Here is an 18,485-nt window from a genome sequence, read left to right as displayed (position 1 = left end):
GATCTCCTATACTTCCCGTACAACGGCGTGCGCAACACCGCCGGCGCCTGCCCACAGTCCCCGCCCGGACGACTGGGCAGGCGCCGTCGCCTCTGTACGCATGTGATCCCGCGTCGACGGTCCGTGACCGTCCGCACCGTTGGCTCGACGGGCCGTCCGTGCCACCCTGAGGAAGATCCGACGGGGAGGCGGCGACGTATGGGCGAGTACGCGGGATCGGTGAACAGCGCGGCGGACGAAGGGAGTTCGCGGCGGCCGAGGGATCCGGCGGGCAGGGGCGAGCGGGTCGCGGACTGGGCGGACGAACGGCTCGGGCTGTACACGCTGGCGAAGGCCAACCTGCGCAAGGTGTTCCCGGACCACTGGTCCTTCATGCTGGGCGAGATCTGTCTCTACAGCTTCCTGATCCTCATCCTCACCGGCGTCTATCTCACCCTGTTCTTCGAGCCGAGCAGCGCCGAGGTCGTCTACCACGGCTCGTACGCGCCCCTCAACGGCATCACGATGACGCGGGCGTACGAGTCGACGCTCGACATCAGCTTCGACGTGCGCGGCGGGCTGCTCATCCGGCAGATCCACCACTGGTCGGCGCTGGTCTTCGTCACCGGCATGCTCGTGCACATGATGCGGGTGTTCTTCACCGGCGCGTTCCGCAAGCCGCGCGAGGTCAACTGGGTGTTCGGCTGGCTGCTGTTGTTCCTCGGCATCCTCACCGGTCTCACCGGCTACTCGCTCCCCGACGACCTGCTCTCCGGCACCGGCGTGCGGTTCGCCGACGGCGCGATCCTGTCCGTCCCGGTCGTCGGCACGTACCTGTCGTTCTTCCTCTTCGGAGGCGAGTTCCCGGGGCACGACATCATCGCCCGGTTCTACCCGATCCACGTCCTGCTGCTGCCCGGCATCATGCTGGGGCTGGTCGTCGCCCACCTCGTCCTGGTGTTCTTCCACAAGCACACCCAGTACCCCGGACCAGGACGCGACCAGAAGAGCGTCGTCGGCATGCCGTTCATGCCGGTCTACATGGCGAAGGCCGGCGGGTTCTTCTTCCTGGTCTTCGGCGTGCTGGCGGTGATGGGCGGGATCGCGAGCGTCAACCCGGTGTGGGCGTTCGGGCCGTACCGCCCGGACCTGGTGACGACGGGAGCCCAGCCGGACTGGTACCTCGGCTTCTCCGAGGGGCTGATCCGGGTGATGCCGGGGTGGGAGATCAACGCCTGGGGCCACACGCTGGAGCTGGGCGTCCTCATCCCGTTCTCGCTGTTCCCGCTGATCCTGCTCGCCATCGGGGTCTATCCCTTCGTCGAGGCGTGGATCACCGGCGACAGGCGGGAGCACCACATCCTCGACCGGCCGCGCAACGCCCCCGTGCGCACCGGCCTCGGCGTGGCCTGGCTGACCCTGTACGCGGTGCTGCTGATCGGCGGCGGCAACGACGTCGTCGCCACGCATCTGCATCTGTCCATCAACGCGATCACCTGGTTCGTGCGGATCTCCGTGTTCGTCGCCCCGGTCGTCGCGTTCACGCTCACCAAGCGGATCTGTCTCGGGTTGCAGCGCAGCGACCGTGACAAGGTGCTGCACGGCAGGGAGACGGGCGTCATCAGACGCCTGCCGCACGGCGAGTACGTCGAGGACCACGAACCCCTGAGCCGGGACCGGCTGTTCACCCTCACCCAGCACGAGCAGCACCCGCCGTACGAGATCGGGCCGCTCGTCGACCACAACGGGGTGCGGCGGCCGGTCACCGTGTCCCAGCGGGTGCGGGCGCGGCTGGCGGGGGCGATGTTCGGGGCGGACAGCCGCATCCCCAAGCCGACGCCCGAGGAGTACCGCGAGCTCACCGCGGGCCACGGAGGTCATGGGAGTCATGCGGGGCACGGGGATCGTGCGGGGCATGGGGATCGTGCGGGCCGTGGGGGAGACGGGGGAGGCCGGGGAGCCGGGCGGTGAGGACCTGCGCGAAGCGTTCGCCGATCAGCCGGTGTCCCGCCGCGTCCGGGTGGAGGCCGTCGGGCAGCGGCGTCCCGACGGCGTCGGCCTGGCCGTAGAGGTCGAGGCCGTCGACGTGGTGCAGATGCGGGTCGTCGGCGGCCCGCTCGGCCACGATCCGGGCCAGTTCGGCGCGGATCACCCGCAGGGTCAGCTTCCCGTACGCCACCTCGGCCGGGTCGCCCATCGGCTGGAACAGCGCCCTGCCCGCGGCCGCGGAGGCGAAGTCCAGCGAGGTGGGGCCCGGCGTGTCCTCGTGCATCGGGCACAGGATCGGTGAGACGACCACCAGGGGCGTGCTCGGACGGCCGTCGCGGATCGTGTCGAGGAAGCCGTGCACGGCCGGGGCGAAGGCGCGCAGCCGCATCAGGTCCAGGTTCACCAGGTTGATGCCGACCTTGACGCTGATCAGGTCGGCCGGGGTGTCCCGCAGCGCGCGGGCGGTGAACGGGTCGAGGAGTGCGCTGCCGCCCAGGCCCAGGTTGATCAGCTCCACCCCGGCCAGCGAGGCGGCGAGGGCGGGCCAGATCGCGGTGGGGCGCACGGCGTCCGAGCCGTGGCTGATCGAGCTGCCGTGGTGCAGCCAGACCGGGCGGCCGGACGCGGGGGCGGCGGTCAGCGGGGCGTCGGTGCGCAGGGCGACCAGTTCGGCGCTCTCGTCGTGCGGGAGCCAGATCTCCAGGTCCTTGACGCCGGCCGGCAGGTCCGTGAACCGCAGGGTGGCGACCGGACCGGAACGCGTGTCGGTGGTACCCGCCACCAGGTCGACGGTCTGGACGCGGCCGCCCCGCGTCGCACTGGCCGCCCTCAGCGGACGGCCGTCGACGAGCAGCTCGTACACGCCGTCCGGGCGGGGCGGCCCGCCGACGTAGACCCTTTTGGTGGGCAGGACGTCCAGCTCGACGGCGGTGGCCCCGCTGCGGAACACGAGCCGCACGCCCGACGGCTGGGACTCGGCCATGGCGAGCTGCGGGTCGGCGCACTGGGCACGCGCGCGTGCGGGCAGCCGGTGCGGCAGCACGCCGTGCTCGGTGCGCTCGACGTCGAGGGCCCCGCGCAGCAGATCGGCGGTGACCGGCGTCGTGACCCAGGCCGGCCCGGGCGCGCGGCTCATGCGGCGGGCCAGTTGCGCAGCAGGGCGTCGAGGGCGTCCAGGACGCGGGCCCAGGTCTCGTCCGTGTCCGGCGCGCTGTGGCTGAAGCTCCCGCCCAGCTCCAGGCCGACGTAACCGCTGAAGACGCTGCCGAGCAGCCGGACCGCGTGCGTACGGTCGGGCTCCGCCAGGTCGTAGCCGCGCAGCAGTGCCCGGGTCATCTGCGCGTGCCGGACGCCGGCGCTTTCGGCGGCCGTCTGCGGGTCGAGCCGCAGCTGGGCGGCGGCGTAGCGGCCGGGGTGCTCGTGTGCGTAGTCGCGGTAGACGTTGGCCAGCGCGGTCAGCGCGTCCTTTCCGGCCCGGCCCGCCAGCGCGTCGGCGGCCCGGTCCGCGAGCTCCTCGAGGGCGAGCAGCGCGATCCGGGTCCTGAGGTCCTGCGAGTTCTTCACGTGCGAGTACAGACTCGCCACCCTGACGTCGAACCGCCGGGCCAGCGCCGAGACGGTCACCTCCTCGAAGCCGGCCTCGTCGGCGAGCTCCGCACCCGCCCGCACCAGGCGCTCCGTGGTCAGTCCGACCCGCCCCATGTCCGTCCGCCCTTCCCGTCGACGCCTTACCCCAGGCCCTAACCTATTATGCATTTGCCTAAAATCTTTAGGCAAATTAGCCTCGCTTATATGAAGCCGCTGACCGAACCAGAGATCCGCGCCGCGTTCGTGAACTGCACCAAGGGCGACGCCAAGCGCCTGTCCGTGCCGCGCGACCTCGCCGATCGCCCGTGGGACGACCTGGACTTCCTGGGCTGGCGCGACCCCCAGGCCCCCGACCGCGCCTACCTCGTCGCGGAGCTCGACGGCCGGCTGACGGCCCTGGCGATGCGCACCTCGGCCGCCGGCCCCGGGCAGTCCCGGCGCAGCATGTGCCGGCTGTGCCTGACCACCCACTCCGGCGGCGTCTCGCTGATGGTCGCGCCGAAGGCCGGCCGCGCCGGCCAGCAGGGCAACTCGGTGGGCGCCTACATCTGCAGCGACCTCGCCTGCTCGCTGTACGTGCGGGGCAAGCGGGACGCGGGCGCCGGGGCCCGGCTGCACGAGACGATCACGCTGGAGGAGAGGATCGGGCGGACGGTCGCCCACCTCGCCGCGTTCGTCGCCCAGGTCACGGGCTGACCGTCCGTCCGCCGCCTGCCGTCAGGCGGCCCTCGCCCGCGTGCGGCGTGCCGGGGGCCGCGCCAGCCCCCGTCGGCACTTCAGGCGTGGCCGCGCAGCACCTCCGCCCGGCAGGCGTCCGGGTCTCCCCACGCCGTGCGCAGCGCTCGGGCCTTGGTCAGCCACAGCGACAGGTCGTACTCCGCCGTGTAGCCGATCGCGCCGTGCAGCTGGAGCGCGGTGCGCGCGGTGGCGTACGCCGCCTCGCAGGAGCTCACCTTCGCCGCGGCCACGTCCGCCGGGGCCATCGTCACCGCGGCGCCCAGCACCAGGGGACGGGCGAACTCCAGCGCGATCTTCGCGTCCGCCAGCCGGTGCTTGACCGCCTGGAACGATCCGATGGGCGCCCCGAACTGGTGTCGGTGCCGCACGTACCCCGCCGTCCGGTCCAGCAGTGCGAGCCCCACGCCCAGTGCCTGCGCGGCGGTGGCCAGCCGCGCCCACAGCAGGGCGCCGTCCGCGGGCGGGTCCGGGTCGAGGAGCTCGCCGCCCGGCAGCAGCCGGGTGAGCCGGCGGGCCGGGTCCAGGCACGCGCGGACCGGACCGTGCCCCGGCGCGAGCCGCAGCCCGTCCCCGGCCAGCACCAGCCGTGCCGTCGCCGCGTCGCCGTCCAGGGCGTACCCGCCCTCCCGGGCCAGCGTCGCCATCGACTCGCCCGAGGCGAGACCCGGCAGGAACCGCCCGGCCGGGCCCGGCGCGCCGAGAGCCGCGGCCGCGGCCACCGTCTCCACCAGTGGCCCGGGCACCGCGTACCGCCCCAACTCCACGAACGCGACGGCCAGTTCGACGGGCCGGGGACCCAGTCCTTCGTACGCCTCAGGGACCGCCAGCGCGAAGACGCCGGCCGCGGCGATCCGCGACCACAGCGCCCGCCCGGCCGCCCGATCGCCGCGGCTCCAGTCGCGGATCACGGCCGGCACGCCGGCCGCGGACAGCATCGCGCCCAGCGACCCGGCGAACGCCCGTTGCTCGGCGTCGAGGAGGAAGCGCGGCGCGGGCTCGGGCGCCGCGGGCGCGGGGATGTGCGGCGAGAGCGTCACCGGCGCCCCCTCGGCAGGCCGAGCAGACGCTCGGCGATGATGTCGCGCTGGATCTCGTTCGTGCCCGCGTAGATCGGCCCGGCGAGCGCGAAGACATAGCGCTGCGACCACTCCTCGTCGGCGAACTCGCCCTCCTCGCCGAGGAGATCCAGCGCCGTCTCGTGCAGGGCGATGTCGTACTCGGACCAGAAGACCTTGTTCGCACTCGCCTCGGCGCCGACGCGCTCGCCGCCGAGGAACCGGGAGACGGTCGCGTAGGTGGCCAACTGGTAGGCGCGGGCGCCGATCAGGGCGTCGGCGACCCGCGCCCGCGCGCCCTGCGGACTGCCGCGGTCCCGCCACAGCGCGTGCAGCCGGTCGGCCGCCGCGAGGAAGCGGCCCGGGGAGCGCAGCGTCAGCCCGCGTTCGTCGGCCGCTGTCGCCATCGCGATCCGCCAGCCCTGGCCCGGCTCGCCGATCACGTCCTCGTCCGCCACGAACACCTCGTCCAGGAACAGCTCGGCGAACGCCGGCTTCCCGTCGAGACGGCCGATCGGGCGGACGGTGACGCCCTCCGCCCGCAGGTCGAACATGACGTAGGTGAGCCCCTGATGGGGCTTCGGGGCCTCGGGGTCACTGCGGAACAGGCCGAAGGCCCGGTCGGCGAAGGCCGCGCGCGAGGACCAGGTCTTCTGGCCGCTGAGCCGCCAGCCGCCGGGGACCCTCACCGCCCGCGCGCGCAGCGACGCCAGGTCCGAACCGGCCTCCGGCTCCGACCAGGCCTGCGCCCAGACGGTCTCGCCGCGCGCCATCGCCGGCAGCACCCGCGCGCGCTGCTCCTCGGTGCCGTGCGCGAACAGGGTCGGCGCGAGGAGGCTCACGCCGTTCTGGCCGACCCGACCCGGGGCGCCCGCGGCGTAGTACTCCTCCTCGAAGAGCAGCCAGCGCACCAGGCCGCACTCGCGTCCGCCGTACCGCCGCGGCCAGTTCACCGCCGACCAGCCGCCCGAGGCCAGTTCGGCCTCCCACGCGCGGTGCGCGGCGAAGCCCTCGGCGGTCTCCAGCGAGGGCAGCGGCTCGGACGGCACATGGGCGTGCAGCCAAGCCCGGGCCTCGGCGCGGAACGCCTCGTCGGCGGGGGAGTGCGTGAGATCCACGGGCGCTCTCCTACGGGTGGTTCTCGCGGGACCGTTCTTCCCTAACAAGTGTTTGGTAGGTTAGCGTGGCCCCATGACAGTCGTCGAGAGTCCGGCATACGTGCCCGGTCACGGGCTGCTCAGGGGGCGCACCGCCGTCGTCACCGCCGCGGCCGGGGCCGGCATCGGCGGAGCCGTCGCACGCCGCTTCCTGGAGGAGGGGGCCCGCGTGCTGATCAGCGACGCCCACACCCGGCGGCTGGGGGCGCACGAGAGCGCGCTGGCCGAGGAGTTCGGGCCGGCCTCGGTGGCCGCCCTGCCCTGCGACGTCACCGACGAGGACCAGGTGCAGGCCCTGTTCGACGCCGCCGTCGCCGCCCACGGCAGGCTGGACGTCGTCGTCAACAACGCCGGCCTCGGAGGCGCCGCGCACCTCGCGGACATGACGGACGAACAGTGGACACGCGTCCTCGACGTCACGCTGAACGGCACCTTCCGCTGCACCCGGGCCGCCCTGCGGCGGATGCGCGACACCGGCGGCGGCGTCATCGTCAACAACGCCTCCGTCGTCGGCTGGCGCGCCCAGGCAGGGCAGGCGCACTACGCCGCCGCGAAGGCGGGCGTGATGGCGCTGACCCGCTGCGCGGCGATCGAGGCCGCCTCCTACGGCGTGCGGGTCAACGCCGTCTCACCCAGCCTCGCCATGCACCCGCACCTGGTGAAGGTCGCCTCCGCCGAGCTGCTCGAGGAGCTCACCGGGCGCGAGGCCTTCGGACGGTACGCCGAGCCCTGGGAGGTCGCCAACGTCATCGTGTTCCTCGCATCCGGCTACTCCTCGTACATGACCGGCGAAGTGGTCTCCGTCAGCGGCCAGCATCCCTAGGACGACAATGGACGCGTGCCTCCTACGAAGCCTCCCGCCAAGCCTGCTGCGAAGCCCGCCGAGAAGCCCGCTGGGAAGAAGAAGCCCCAGGTGACCGCCGCGCCCGCCCGGCGCCGCGAACTCCTCGAGACCGCCGCCGAGGTCTTCGCCGAGCAGGGCTACAACGCCACCACCGTGCGCAAGATCGCCGACCACGCGGGCATGCTCGCGGGCAGCCTCTACTACCACTTCGACTCCAAGGAGTCGATGCTCGAGGAGATCCTGCGCAGCTTCCTCGACGAGCTGTGGGACGGCTACGACACCGTCCTGGCCGCCCGGCTAAGCCCCCGCGAGACTCTCGAGGCGCTGGTCATCGAGTCGTTCCGGGAGATCGACCGGCACCGCGCCGCCGTCGCCATCTACCAGAAGGAGAGCAGGCAGCTCGTGGCGCAGGAGCGGTTCGCGTTCCTCGCCGACTCGCAGCGCAGGTTCGAGACGGCGTGGCTCTCCACGCTGGAACGCGGCGTCGGGGCCCGGGTCTTCCGGGCCGATCTCGACGTCCGTCTCACCTACCGGTTCGTCCGCGACACGGTGTGGGTCGCCGCGTCCTGGTACCGGCCCGGCGGGCAGCACAGACCGGAGGAGATCGCCCGCCAGTACCTGTCGATGGTGCTGGACGGCATCGCCGTCCGTGAATAGTCCACTGACGTGCCCCTTTGCATGAGGGAGTTGCCATGGCCGAGGCCTACATCGTCGAAGCGGTCCGTACGCCCGTCGGGCGTAAGGGAGGAGGTCTGTCCGGCGTGCACCCGGCGGACCTCGGCGCGCATGTGCTGAAGGAGCTCGTCGCCCGCTCGGGCGTGGACCCGGCGGCCGTCGAGGACGTCGTCTTCGGCTGCCTGGACACGGTCGGCCCGCAGGCCGGGGACATCGCGCGGACGTGCTGGCTGGCCGCCGGACTCCCCGAGGAGGTGCCGGGCGTGACCGTCGACCGCCAGTGCGGCTCCTCGCAGCAGGCCGTGCACTTCGCCGCCCAGGGCGTGCTGTCCGGCACCCAGGACCTGGTCGTCGCGGGCGGCGTGCAGAACATGTCGCAGATCCCGATCGCCTTCGCCACCCGGCAGGCCGCCGCACCCCTCGGCTTCACCCAGGGCCCCTTCGCGGGCAGCGAGGGCTGGCGCGCCCGCTACGGGGACCGGCCCGTCAACCAGTTCGCCGGCGCCGAGATGATCGCCGCCAAGTGGGGCATCAGCCGGCAGGACCAGGAGGAGTTCGCCCTGCGCTCGCACCGCCGGGCGGTCCGCGCGATCGACGAGGGCCGCTTCGCCCGCGAGACCGTCGCCTACCGGGACGTCACGACCGACGAGGGGCCGCGCCGGGACACCTCCCTGGAGAAGATGGCCGCGCTGAAGCCCGTCATCGACGGCGGCACCGTCACCGCCGCCTGCTCCTCGCAGGTCTCCGACGGCGCGGCCGCGCTGCTGCTGGCCTCCGCGGACGCCGTCCGCGAACACGGGCTGCGGCCGCGGGCCCGCGTCCACCACCTCTCGGTGCGCGGCGAGGACCCCGTCCGCATGCTGACGGCCCCGATCCCGGCCACCGCGCACGCCCTGAAGAAGACCGGCCTCACGATCGACGACCTCGACCTCGTCGAGATCAACGAGGCGTTCGCGCCCGTCGTCCTGGCCTGGCTGAAGGAGACCGGCGCGGACCCGGAGAAGGTCAACGTCAACGGCGGCGCGATCGCCCTCGGCCATCCCCTCGGCGCGACCGGCGCGAAGCTGATGACGACGCTGCTGCACGAACTGGAGCGCACCGGCGGCCGGTTCGGACTGCAGACGATGTGCGAAGGCGGCGGCCAGGCCAACGTGACGATCATCGAGCGGCTCTGACGGCGGGCTGAGGGGCGGGCCCGCCCGCGGCGGACGTCACCGCGGGACGGGCCCGCCCGCGGCGGCCCTCACGTCGCGGCGAGCCGGTCCAGGGCGGTCAGCACGTCCTGCGCCTCCTTCATGATCCGTTCCACCAGCTCCGCGCACGACGGCAGGTCGTCGATCACTCCGGCGACCTGCCCGGCGGCCATCACACCCGCCTCCGGGCGGCCCTCCACCATCGCGGACCTCAGCAGCATCGGCGTGTTCGCGGCCAGCAGCACCTGGCTCCAGGCGAGGTCCTTGCCGTGCCGCAGCGCCAGACCGTCGCGGACCATCTGCCGCCAGGTGAGACCGGACACCCGGCGAAAGCCCGCCGCGTGCCGCGCCGCCCGCAGCAGCGCCCGGACCCGGCCCGCGTCCTCCAGGGCGTCGACCAGCGGGGTGCGCAGCATGCGGTGCGGCAGGCCGTCCACCGCCCGGGTGACCGTGACGTCCCGTACCGTCGCCGCCAGATACCGCGCCTTCACCGCCTTCGGGACCGGCGAGTCCGACGTCAGCAGGAACCGCGTGCCCATCGCCACGCCGGCCGCCCCGTACGCCAGCGCGGCCGCGAGACCTCGCCCGTCGAAGAAGCCGCCCGCCGCCACGACGGGGACCTCCACCGCGTCCACCACCTGCGGCAGCAGGACCGTCGTCGCCACCTCGCCGGTGTGGCCGCCGCCCTCGCCGCCCTGCACGATCACCGCGTCCGCGCCCCACGCCGCGACCTTCTCGGCGTGCCGGCGGGCCCCCACCGACGGGACGACCACGACCCCCGCCTCCTTCAGCGCGGCGATCAGCTCGGCGGAAGGGGCGAGCGCGAACGACGCGACCCGCACCCCCTCGTCGACGATGATCCGGACCCGGTCCCCGGCGTCCGCCGCGTCGGCCCGCAGGTTCACCCCGAACGGCGCGTCCGTGCGCGACTTCACCTCCCGCACCGCCGACCGCAGCCCGTCCAGGGTCATCGTCGCCGAGGCCAGGACGCCCAGCGCCCCCGCGTCCGCCGCCGCCGACACCAGCCGCGGACCCGCCACCCATCCCATGCCGGTCTGCACGATCGGGTGACGGACCCCGACCAGCCGGGTGAACGCCGTCTCCATCAGAGCGCCACCTCCCGGGCCCGCGCGCCGCCCGGGTCGATCACCTCACGGATCAGCCGCAGCTCCTGAGCGGTCGGCTCACGGGTGTACGGCACCTCGTCCGCGACGGCCAGATCGAACCCCGTCGCCTCCCGTACCTCCTCGACGCTCACCCCGGGATGCAGCGAGGCCAGCCGCATCGACCGGTCGGGCGTGGCGAAGTCGAAGACGCCGAGGTCGGAGACGACCCGCCCCAGGCGATGATGCCGGGCCCCGGCCGCACGGTCGTACCCCACGCCGCACACCATGTCGACCTTCGCGACGAACACCCGCCTGGAGTGCTTCGGGATCCAGTAACTCGTCGGGTTGTTCAGGGTGTTGACCGGCGCACCGCGCACGCCCAGCAGCTGCCGCACCGGCTTCGCCCAGTCGCCGACGCACGCGATGTTCTGGTTGCCGTACCGGTCGATCTGGCTCGCGCCCATCATCACGTGCCGCCGGCCGCCGGTGACCAGCTCCAGATGCCGCCGATAGGGCAGCCAGCCCTCCGTCGTCCCGTCCGGACGCACGATCAGCGCCTCGCCGTCGGTCAGCAGGAGATCCGGCGAGAAGCTGAGCCGGGCGAGCCGGGCGCCGACCGAGGGGATCACCCCCATGGGGCTCGCCAGGATCTCGCCCGCGTCCCGCCAGGCCTCCGCGCAGGCGATCACGCAGTACTCGGCACGCGTGGCCCCGCTCATGAGTCCTCCCCGACCGCCGACCGGTACGCCTGTTCGTCCCCCGCGAGACAACGGGCCGAGAACTGCGCCCACGGCGTCGTCGCGTACCGCTTCTGGAACGCCTCGTCCCGGCCGTAGTCGGGCGCACAGGACGTGAAGTGCGCCCCGTTCGGAGCCTCCACCACCCCCGTCACCGTGTGCCGCTTGATCAGCAGCGACTGCGGCGGCGCCTCCTTCGTCAGCTCCGCCGTGTCGACGACGCGCTCGCAGCTGACGTACGCCGTGTCCGCCGCCTCGCAGAACAGATCGTCGAAGTACGGGTCCGGGCCCAGATACTGCCCGTTGCCCAGCCGATCGGCCCGGTTCACGTGCACCAGCGCCGCGTCCAGCCGCAGGGCGGGCATGGCCACGAACGTCTCCCCGTCCTCGTACGGCGACGTCACCGTCCGCAGACCCGGGTTGACCCGCATCACGTCGGAGCCGAGACCCGCCCGCACGGGCAGGAACGGCAGCCGGTGCGCCGCTGCGCGCAGCCCCCACAGGAACATCGCCTCGTCGACCTCCGTCAGCTCCAGCGCCCCCCGCTCGCGGGCCGCCCGGTAGTGCGGCTCGAGCGGGATCGAGTCCAGGGTGACGAAGGCGGCGACCAGCCTGCGGATCCGCCCCGCCGCCGCGAGCATGCCGACGTCCGGGCCGCCGTACGAGACCACCGTGAGGTCGGTGACGTCCGTCCGCAGCAGCGCACGCACCAGCGCCATCGGCTTGCGGCGCGACCCCCAGCCGCCGATGCCGAGGGTCATGCCGCTCTCCAGACGGGAGACGGCCTCCTCGGCGCTCATCGTCTTGTCACTCACCCGAGCGCTCCTCCCGTGCGGCCCCGCCGAAGGCGCCGCGGACCCGGTCGGCCACTCCGCCGACGCTCGCCTCGTAGGTGAACCCCTGCTCGAAGCGGTAGCTGCGACGCACGTCGACCGGGTCGATGCCGTTGATGGCGGCCTTGGCCAGACGCACCAGCTCGCCGTCCTTCGCGGCGATCTCCCCGGCCAGCTCCAGCGCGGCCGCGCGCAGGTCGCCGCGGGGCGTCACCCGCCACACCGAGCCGTGCGCGTGCAGCTCGGCCGCCGTGACCGTGCGCGAGGTGTAGTAGAGGGCGCGCAGCAGATGCTGGGGCACGAGCCGGGCCAGATGGGTGGCCGCGCCCAGCGCGCCCCGGTCCAGCTCGGGCAGCCCGAACACGGCGTCCTCGCTCGCCACGATCACGTCCGCGTTGCCCACGAGTCCGACGCCGCCGCCCAGACAGAACCCCTGGACGGCCGCCACGACGGGGACCTCGCACTCGTACACCGCCGCGAACGCCTCGAAGCAGCCCCGGTTGGCGCCGATCAGCGCGCCCGGCCCCCGCGCCTGGATCTCCTTGATGTCGACCCCCGCGTTGAAGCCCCGCCCCTCGGCTGCCAGCACCACGCAGTGCGTGCCCGGGTCGCGGCCGGCCGCGCGCACGGCCTCGGCCAGGGCGAACCAGCCGTCCACCGGCAGGGCGTTCACCGGCGGGAAGTCGACCGTGACGAGCGCGATTGCCTTGTCCGCCCCCTTTTCCGGGGACGAGGTGGAGACACCCATGGAAGCATCAGCTACCTTTCCACCAAACGTTTGTTAGGTGGAAGGTAGCAGCCGATGAAGCTGGACGGGAAGGTCGCCGTCGTCACCGGCGGCACCCGGGGAGTGGGCGCCGGCATCGCGCGCTCCCTCGCGCGCGCCGGCGCCGAGGTCGTCGTCTGCGCCCGCCGACCGCCCGACGCCCCCATCCCCGGAGCCCGCTTCGCGCCGCTGGACGTCCGGGACGCCGACGCCGTGACGGCCTTCTTCGCCGGGCTGCCCCGGCTCGACGTCCTCGTCAACAACGCGGGAGGCGCCCCTTACCGGCCGCTCGCCGCGGCCGACGCGCACCGGCACGCGCGCGTGATCGAGCTCAACCTCCTCGCCCCGCTCGCGGCGTCCCTCGCCGCCCATGACCACCTCAGACGCACGCGGGGCTCCATCGTGATGATCGGCAGCGTCAGCGGCGGCCGCCCCTCACCCGGCACCGCCGCCTACGGCGCCGCCAAGGCCGGACTGGAGAGCCTCGCACGGTCCATGGCCGTCGAATGGGCGCCGGAGATCCGGGTGAACACCCTGGTCGTCGGCATGGTCCACACCGAGCGCACCCACCTGCACTACGGCGACGACGACGGCGTCGAGGCCGTCGCCCGCACCGTCCCGCTGGGCCGGCTCGCCCTCCCCGACGACGTCGGCGACGCGGCCGTCTTCCTCGCCTCCGACGCGGCCCGCTACATCAGCGGAGCGAGCCTGCTCCTGCACGGCGGGGGCGAACGCCCCGCCTTCCTCGACGCCGCCACCGCCGACAGGACGACCCGAGACACCTGAGAGACCTGAAAGACCTGACCTGAGAGACGTGAGAGACGTGGGAGACCTGACAGACGTGAGAGACGTGAGAGGAGACCTGCGATGAACAGGATCTGCGACGGACGGGTCGTCGTCGTCACCGGCGCCGGACGCGGCCTCGGACGCGCCCACGCCCTCGCCTTCGCCGCCGAGGGCGCCCGGGTCGTCGTCAACGACCTCGGCGTCGGCCTCGACGGCGCACCCGGCCCCGACAGCCCCGCCCAGCAGGTCGCCGACGAGATCCGCGCGGCCGGCGGCGCCGCCCTCGCCCACGGCGGCGACATCGCCACCCCCCAGGGCGCCGCGTCCCTCGTGACGACCGCCCTGGACACGTACGGCCGGCTCGACACCCTCGTCAACAACGCCGGCTTCCTGCGCGACCGCATGCTCGTCAACCTCGACGAGGACGACTGGGACGCCGTCCTGCGCGTCCACCTCAAGGGCCACTTCCTCACCCTCAAGCACGCCGCCGCACACTGGCGCGCCGAGACCAAGGCAGGCCGCACCCCCGACGCACGCGTCATCAACACCGCGAGCGGCGCGGGACTGCTCGGCTCGGTCGGGCAGGGCAACTACAGCGCCGCGAAAGCCGGCATCGTCGGACTCACGCTCGTCGCAGCCGCCGAACTCGCCCGCTACGGCGTCCAGGTCAACGCGATCGCGCCCGCCGCCCGCACCCGCATGACGGAACACACCTTCGCCGCCGCCATGGCCGCCCCCGAGACCGGCTTCGACGCCATGGCCCCCGGCAACGTCTCCCCCCTGGTCGTCTGGCTCGGCTCCACCGCCAGCGAAGGCGTCACCGGCCGCGTCTTCGAGACGGAGGGCGGCCGGATCACCGTCATGGAAGGCTGGCGGCCCGGCCCGACAGCGGACACCGGCAGACGCCGCAGCCCCGCCGAGGCGGGAGAGACCGCACGCAAGCTCCTCGCGGACGCGCAACCACCCGGACGCGTCTACGGCGCATGACCCGCGCACACCGACGCCCACCCGGCCGTATCCGCCCGCGACCGCACCGCACCCCACCTCACGTGTCGCACTCCAGCACGGTCCTGCACAACCCACAACGGGCCCGCACCCGCCCCCGCACCGGCACCCGGATCCGCTGACGACAGGTGGGACACGCGAACATCACCCGCAACGGCCCCTGCGGATCACGCACGAACGCATACGGCGCGCCCGCATCCCCCGACCCCGCCCGAACACCCTGCGCATGCCGGCGGTCACGGGCATAACGGCGCCGCCCCGCCCAGCCCGCCGCCGTCAGCGGCGGCTCCCGCTCGTCGCACCGCGCCCGCTCCAGACCCCGCCCGTACGCCTCGTACGCCTGCGCACTCGTGAACCACGCCGACGGATCCTCACCGAACACCAGCGACCGCTTCGCCAGCACGTACCCGAACTCCTCCGGCGTCAGATACCCCAGCTTCTGCGACGACACCCCGTCCACCCGGTAGGCGTCCAGCAGCAGCCAACCCGCCCCCAGATACGTCGTCGCCGTGTCCGTCAGGATCTCGTTGTCCCGCGTCCCCGCGAACGACAACCCCAACCGGTGCAGATAGACGTGCATGATCTCGTGCGCCAGCGCCGCACCGATGTCCCGGCGATGGTCACGGAAACGATCGTTCAGCTCGACGAAGTACTCCGGCCCCGCCGCGAGCTCGATGTGCGCCGCATGCTCCATCTCCCGGAACGCCACCACCATCCGCGCATCCGGCAACCGGTAGTGCCGCACCAGCTCCCGCGCCACCCGCTGCGCCCCCAGATGCAGATCGTCGGTGTCGCAGAACGCCACATCGGCCGGCGCCACACTCGTCGCGAACCGGTGGATCGTGTCGTACGACAACCGCCTGTACAACGCCGTCACCGCCGCCCGCACCGTCTCCAGATGCGGGTAACCGTGCTCGACCGGCCCGCCGTTCGCCACGCCGCACCCCCAACACGCCGAGGACCCGATTCCACTGTACGGGCAGCCCGCGAAGCCCGTCCGGACATGCCCTAGGGTGATCGCCCATGACCACCAGCAACACCCGCACGCCCGGCGCCGGCGACGTCGACCCCGCCGTCCGCGAGGAGCTCGCCCGGCTGCGCGACAGCATCGACAACATCGACGCGGCCGTCGTGCACATGCTCGCCGAACGCTTCAAAGCCACCCAGCAGGTCGGCCACCTCAAGGCCCGCCACCAGCTCCCGCCCGCCGACCAGGCCCGCGAAGCCCGCCAGATCGCCCGACTGCGCACCCTCGCCGAGAGCGCCAAGCTCGACCCCGCCTTCGCCGAGAAGTTCCTCAACTTCATCATCGCCGAGGTCATCCGCCACCACGAGCGCATCGCCGAGGACACCGCCACGCCCCCACGCCACTGACCCGGCCCCCGGACCCGGGACCGCACCCGGACCCACCGGACGGGCGCTCCGGCGCGAGAACGGACATAGGGCGCGTACCGATCCGCCCCTGTGCCCGGCCAGCGGCATCAGGCAGCATGTCGTTCATGTCCGTACTGACGCGCGACGAAGCGCAGATCCGTGCCAAACTCCTCGACGTCCTCCGCTACACCATCGAGCTCGACCTGACGACCGGCGACGAGACCTTCGAGTCCAGCACCGTCATCCGGTTCGCCGCACGCACCCACGGGGACACCTTCGTCGAGATCAGGCCCGCCGAACTGCACTCCGTCACCCTCGACGGCGAGCCCGTCGACCCCCAGACGCTCGACGACAACCGGCTCCCCCTGACCGGCCTCACCGCCGGCGAGCACGAACTGCGCGTCCACGCGAGCATGCGCTACTCCCGCACCGGCGAAGGCATGCACCGCTTCACCGACCCCACCGACGGCGAGACCTACCTCTACACCCAACTGTTCATGGAGGACGTCCAACGCGTCTTCGCCGCCTTCGACCAGCCCGACCTCAAATCGGTCTTCGAACTCACCGTCCAAGCCCCCGAAGCCTGGACCGTCCTCGCCAACGGCATCACCGAACACCTCGGCGACGGCCGCTGGCAGGCAGCGCCCACCCCCCTCGTCTCCACCTACCTCGTCGCCGTCGCCGCCGGCCCCTGGCACTCCGTGCGCACCGAACACCGCGGACTGCCCTTCGGCCTCCACTGCCGCCGCTCCCTCGCCCCCTACCTCGACGCCGACGCCGACGAACTCCTCGACATCACCCGCGCCTGCTACGACCGCTACCACGAGAAGTTCGAAGAGCCCTACCCCTTCGACTCCTACGACCAGGCCTTCGTCCCCGAGTTCAACGCCGGCGCCATGGAGAACCCCGGCCTCGTCACCTTCCGCGACGAGTTCGTCTACCGCTCCGCCGTCACCGACACCGAACGCCAGACCCGCGCCATGGTCATCGCCCACGAGATGGCCCACATGTGGTTCGGCGACCTCGTCACCCTCCAGTGGTGGGACGACATCTGGCTCAACGAGTCCTTCGCCGAGTACATGGGCTACCAGACCCTCACCGAAGCCACCCGCTTCCACGGCACCTGGACCGAGTTCGGCGTCGTCCGCAAACCCTGGGGCTACGACGCCGACCAGCGCCCCTCCACCCACCCCGTCGCCCCCGAGAACGTCGACGACACCGCCTCCGCACTCCTCAACTTCGACGGCATCTCCTACGCCAAGGGCGCCTCCGCACTGCGCCAGCTCGTCACCTGGCTCGGCGAGAAGGACTTCCTCGCCGGCATCAACACCCACTTCGCCCGACACCGCTTCGCCAACGCCACCCTCGCCGACTTCATCGACTCCCTCGCCGCCCACACCGACCGCGACGTCCACGCCTGGGCCGACGCCTGGCTGCGCACCACCGGCGTCGACACCCTCGTCCCCACCGTCAGCGGCTCCAACGGCGACCACACCCTCACCGTCGACCACCAGGGCAGCCGACCCCACCGCGTCGCCGTCGGCCTCTACGACCTCGACCTCGCCGACGAGGAACGCCACCTCACCCGGCGCCGACGCCTCGAGATCGACATCCCGCAGAGCGCACCCGAACCCCTCGGCAAACGCCCCGCCCTGCTCCTCCTCAACGACGGCGACCTCACCTACGCCAAGGTCCGCTTCGACCCCGGATCCTTCGACACCGTCCGCGCCCGCCTCAGCGGCCTGCCCGACCCGCTCACCCGCGCCGTCGTCTGGAACGCCCTGCGCGACGCCGTCCGCGACGGCGAACTCGCCCCCGCCGCCTACCTCGAGACCGCCCGCGCCCACCTCCCGCACGAGACCGACCTCGCCCTCGTCCAAGGCGTCCTCACCTTCGCCTCCAGCCAGGCCGCCGACCGCTACGCCACCCCCGAACAACGCCCCGCCGCCCTCGCCGCCCTCTCCGCGCTCTGCCGCGACCTCATCCGCCGCACCGAGGACGGCGACCACCCCAGCCTGCGCCTCATCGCCGTACGCCACTTCATCGCCGTCGCCGCCCACCCCGAGACCATCGCCGCCTGGCTCGCCGACGGCACCGTCCCCGGCGGCCCCGAACTCGACCCCGACCTGCGCTGGCGCGTCCTCGCCCGGCTCGCCGTCCTCGGCGCGATCGACGACGCCGCCATCACCGCCGAACTCGACCGCGACCCCTCCGCCACCGGCCGGGAAGGCGCCGCCCGATGCCGCGCCGCCCTGCCCGACGCCGAAGCCAAACGCACCGCCTGGGCCGCCATGTTCGAGGACGACGACCTCTCCAACTACCTGTTCACCGCCACCGCCCAGGGCTTCTGGCAGCCCGAACAGGCCGACCTCGTCGCCGACTACGTCCCACGCTTCTACCAGGACGCCGTCGCCGTCGCCGCCCGCCGCGGCCCCGCCATCGCGGACGCCGCCGGCCGCTGGGCCTTCCCCGGCCACGCCGTGGACCCCGACACCCTGCGGCTCGGCGAACAGTGCCTCACCGACGCCAGGCCCATCCCCGCCCTGCGCCGCAAACTCGTCGACCAACTCGACGACCTGACACGCGCGTTGCGCGTACGCGAGGCACACCAGGCCTGACACCCCGGCAACGGCCTACGCGAGGGCCCCGCACACCCCGAGC

17 protein-coding genes and 1 pseudogene are annotated in these 18,485 nt (G+C 73.0%); 9 read left to right on the top strand and 9 right to left on the bottom strand.

The features are described 5' to 3' along the window. Positions 1 to 219 precede the first annotated feature (219 nt). A pseudogene (gene qcrB / locus ABT300_RS19805) lies at positions 220 to 1,860 on the top strand (cytochrome bc1 complex cytochrome b subunit); the annotation flags it as partial. On the opposite strand, the gene ABT300_RS19800 reads toward qcrB, so the two are convergent. After that, on the bottom strand, positions 1,838 to 3,103 hold the full coding sequence (locus ABT300_RS19800) for a GDSL-type esterase/lipase family protein (RefSeq protein WP_351677251.1): 1,266 nt from the start codon (positions 3,101 to 3,103) through the stop codon (positions 1,838 to 1,840). The pseudogene qcrB and the gene ABT300_RS19800 overlap by 23 nt on opposite strands. Continuing rightward, complete coding sequence (locus ABT300_RS19795; protein ID WP_351677249.1) at positions 3,100 to 3,669, bottom strand: TetR/AcrR family transcriptional regulator; 570 nt, start codon at positions 3,667 to 3,669, stop codon at positions 3,100 to 3,102. Before ABT300_RS19795 ends, ABT300_RS19800 begins: the two co-directional genes overlap by 4 nt. A 90-nt stretch (positions 3,670 to 3,759) precedes the next feature. On the opposite strand from ABT300_RS19795, the gene ABT300_RS19790 reads away from it, so the two are divergent. Continuing rightward, a complete protein-coding gene (locus ABT300_RS19790; RefSeq protein ID WP_351677246.1) occupies positions 3,760 to 4,251 on the top strand; it encodes an FBP domain-containing protein in 492 nt (163 codons plus the stop codon). An 80-nt stretch (positions 4,252 to 4,331) separates the two neighbouring features. Here ABT300_RS19790 and ABT300_RS19785 read toward each other — a convergent pair whose 3' ends face one another. After that, positions 4,332 to 5,228: an acyl-CoA dehydrogenase family protein gene (locus tag ABT300_RS19785; RefSeq protein ID WP_502977964.1), complete on the bottom strand. Its 897-nt coding sequence runs from the start codon at positions 5,226 to 5,228 to the stop codon at positions 4,332 to 4,334. A gap of 98 nt (positions 5,229 to 5,326) precedes the next feature. Continuing rightward, positions 5,327 to 6,466, bottom strand: a complete 1,140-nt coding sequence (locus ABT300_RS19780; protein WP_351677240.1) for an acyl-CoA dehydrogenase family protein — start codon at positions 6,464 to 6,466, stop codon at positions 5,327 to 5,329. 73 nt (positions 6,467 to 6,539) lie between these two features. Here ABT300_RS19780 and ABT300_RS19775 point away from each other — a divergent pair, with 73 nt between their 5' ends. Genes ABT300_RS19775 through ABT300_RS19765 form a run of 3 tightly spaced genes read left to right on the top strand, consistent with a single transcriptional unit; the run spans position 6,540 to position 9,199 of the window. Further along, positions 6,540 to 7,328 (top strand): SDR family oxidoreductase, encoded by a 789-nt coding sequence (locus ABT300_RS19775; protein WP_351677237.1) that lies wholly within the window; start codon positions 6,540 to 6,542, stop codon positions 7,326 to 7,328. 15 nt (positions 7,329 to 7,343) lie between these two features. Continuing rightward, positions 7,344 to 8,006: a TetR/AcrR family transcriptional regulator gene (locus ABT300_RS19770; RefSeq protein ID WP_351677234.1), complete on the top strand. Its 663-nt coding sequence runs from the start codon at positions 7,344 to 7,346 to the stop codon at positions 8,004 to 8,006. A 35-nt stretch (positions 8,007 to 8,041) separates the two neighbouring features. Beyond that, positions 8,042 to 9,199, top strand: a complete 1,158-nt coding sequence (locus tag ABT300_RS19765) for an acetyl-CoA C-acetyltransferase (protein ID WP_351677232.1) — start codon at positions 8,042 to 8,044, stop codon at positions 9,197 to 9,199. Between the two features lie 68 nt (positions 9,200 to 9,267). Here ABT300_RS19765 and ABT300_RS19760 read toward each other — a convergent pair whose 3' ends face one another. The 4 genes from ABT300_RS19760 to ABT300_RS19745 are packed head-to-tail and all read right to left on the bottom strand — an operon-like array spanning position 9,268 to position 12,641. After that, positions 9,268 to 10,323: an NAD(P)H-dependent flavin oxidoreductase gene (locus tag ABT300_RS19760; RefSeq protein ID WP_351677229.1), complete on the bottom strand. Its 1,056-nt coding sequence runs from the start codon at positions 10,321 to 10,323 to the stop codon at positions 9,268 to 9,270. Continuing rightward, positions 10,323 to 11,042 carry a CoA-transferase subunit beta gene (locus tag ABT300_RS19755; protein ID WP_351677226.1) on the bottom strand — a complete coding sequence of 240 codons (720 nt, stop codon included), beginning with the start codon at positions 11,040 to 11,042 and terminating at the stop codon, positions 10,323 to 10,325. Before ABT300_RS19755 ends, ABT300_RS19760 begins: the two co-directional genes overlap by 1 nt. Further along, complete coding sequence (locus ABT300_RS19750; RefSeq protein WP_351677223.1) at positions 11,039 to 11,875, bottom strand: CoA transferase subunit A; 837 nt, start codon at positions 11,873 to 11,875, stop codon at positions 11,039 to 11,041. Before ABT300_RS19750 ends, ABT300_RS19755 begins: the two co-directional genes overlap by 4 nt. Further along, positions 11,868 to 12,641: an enoyl-CoA hydratase family protein gene (locus ABT300_RS19745; RefSeq protein ID WP_351677220.1), complete on the bottom strand. Its 774-nt coding sequence runs from the start codon at positions 12,639 to 12,641 to the stop codon at positions 11,868 to 11,870. Before ABT300_RS19745 ends, ABT300_RS19750 begins: the two co-directional genes overlap by 8 nt. Before the next feature lie 54 nt (positions 12,642 to 12,695). Between ABT300_RS19745 and ABT300_RS19740 the strand changes: the two genes are divergently transcribed. Together ABT300_RS19740 and ABT300_RS19735 are read left to right on the top strand one after the other, a co-directional pair. Further along, positions 12,696 to 13,445 carry an SDR family oxidoreductase gene (locus tag ABT300_RS19740; protein ID WP_351677219.1) on the top strand — a complete coding sequence of 250 codons (750 nt, stop codon included), beginning with the start codon at positions 12,696 to 12,698 and terminating at the stop codon, positions 13,443 to 13,445. Positions 13,446 to 13,526: 81 nt separating this feature from the next. Next, positions 13,527 to 14,432, top strand: a complete 906-nt coding sequence (locus tag ABT300_RS19735; protein ID WP_351677216.1) for an SDR family oxidoreductase — start codon at positions 13,527 to 13,529, stop codon at positions 14,430 to 14,432. Between the two features lie 58 nt (positions 14,433 to 14,490). On the opposite strand, the gene ABT300_RS19730 is transcribed toward ABT300_RS19735, so the two are convergent. Then, the gene (locus tag ABT300_RS19730) at positions 14,491 to 15,387 is read right to left on the bottom strand and encodes a hypothetical protein (protein ID WP_351677213.1); all 897 of its coding nucleotides are present in this window, start codon (positions 15,385 to 15,387) and stop codon (positions 14,491 to 14,493) included. Positions 15,388 to 15,473: 86 nt separating this feature from the next. Here ABT300_RS19730 and ABT300_RS19725 point away from each other — a divergent pair, with 86 nt between their 5' ends. Further along, positions 15,474 to 15,824 (top strand): chorismate mutase, encoded by a 351-nt coding sequence (locus tag ABT300_RS19725; protein WP_351677210.1) that lies wholly within the window; start codon positions 15,474 to 15,476, stop codon positions 15,822 to 15,824. Positions 15,825 to 15,949: 125 nt separating this feature from the next. Then, positions 15,950 to 18,442 carry an aminopeptidase N gene (gene pepN / locus ABT300_RS19720; RefSeq protein WP_351677208.1) on the top strand — a complete coding sequence of 831 codons (2,493 nt, stop codon included), beginning with the start codon at positions 15,950 to 15,952 and terminating at the stop codon, positions 18,440 to 18,442. The last annotated feature ends 43 nt before the right edge of the window (positions 18,443 to 18,485 follow it).

Source organism: Streptomyces sp. NPDC001027 (genome assembly GCF_040299045.1).
Taxonomy (GTDB): domain Bacteria; phylum Actinomycetota; class Actinomycetes; order Streptomycetales; family Streptomycetaceae; genus Streptomyces.
The sequence above is the reverse complement of the archived record's forward strand: the minus strand, read 5'-3'. Positions and strand labels throughout refer to the sequence as shown.

What these genes read in the sequence shown, in the direction of transcription:
- ABT300_RS19800 (WP_351677251.1), bottom strand. Translation starts at nt 3,103, where the DNA reads ATGAGCCGCGCGCCCGGGCCGGCCTGGGTCACGACGCCGGTCACCGCC.
- ABT300_RS19745 (WP_351677220.1), bottom strand. Translation starts at nt 12,641, where the DNA reads ATGGGTGTCTCCACCTCGTCCCCGGAAAAGGGGGCGGACAAGGCAATC.
- ABT300_RS19755 (WP_351677226.1), bottom strand. Translation starts at nt 11,042, where the DNA reads ATGAGCGGGGCCACGCGTGCCGAGTACTGCGTGATCGCCTGCGCGGAG.
- ABT300_RS19740 (WP_351677219.1), top strand. Translation starts at nt 12,696, where the DNA reads ATGAAGCTGGACGGGAAGGTCGCCGTCGTCACCGGCGGCACCCGGGGA.
- ABT300_RS19795 (WP_351677249.1), bottom strand. Translation starts at nt 3,669, where the DNA reads ATGGGGCGGGTCGGACTGACCACGGAGCGCCTGGTGCGGGCGGGTGCG.
- ABT300_RS19725 (WP_351677210.1), top strand. Translation starts at nt 15,474, where the DNA reads ATGACCACCAGCAACACCCGCACGCCCGGCGCCGGCGACGTCGACCCC.
- ABT300_RS19785 (WP_502977964.1), bottom strand. Translation starts at nt 5,228, where the DNA reads ATGCTGTCCGCGGCCGGCGTGCCGGCCGTGATCCGCGACTGGAGCCGC.
- ABT300_RS19760 (WP_351677229.1), bottom strand. Translation starts at nt 10,323, where the DNA reads ATGGAGACGGCGTTCACCCGGCTGGTCGGGGTCCGTCACCCGATCGTG.
- pepN (WP_351677208.1), top strand. Translation starts at nt 15,950, where the DNA reads ATGTCCGTACTGACGCGCGACGAAGCGCAGATCCGTGCCAAACTCCTC.
- ABT300_RS19735 (WP_351677216.1), top strand. Translation starts at nt 13,527, where the DNA reads ATGAACAGGATCTGCGACGGACGGGTCGTCGTCGTCACCGGCGCCGGA.
- ABT300_RS19790 (WP_351677246.1), top strand. Translation starts at nt 3,760, where the DNA reads ATGAAGCCGCTGACCGAACCAGAGATCCGCGCCGCGTTCGTGAACTGC.
- ABT300_RS19765 (WP_351677232.1), top strand. Translation starts at nt 8,042, where the DNA reads ATGGCCGAGGCCTACATCGTCGAAGCGGTCCGTACGCCCGTCGGGCGT.
- ABT300_RS19775 (WP_351677237.1), top strand. Translation starts at nt 6,540, where the DNA reads ATGACAGTCGTCGAGAGTCCGGCATACGTGCCCGGTCACGGGCTGCTC.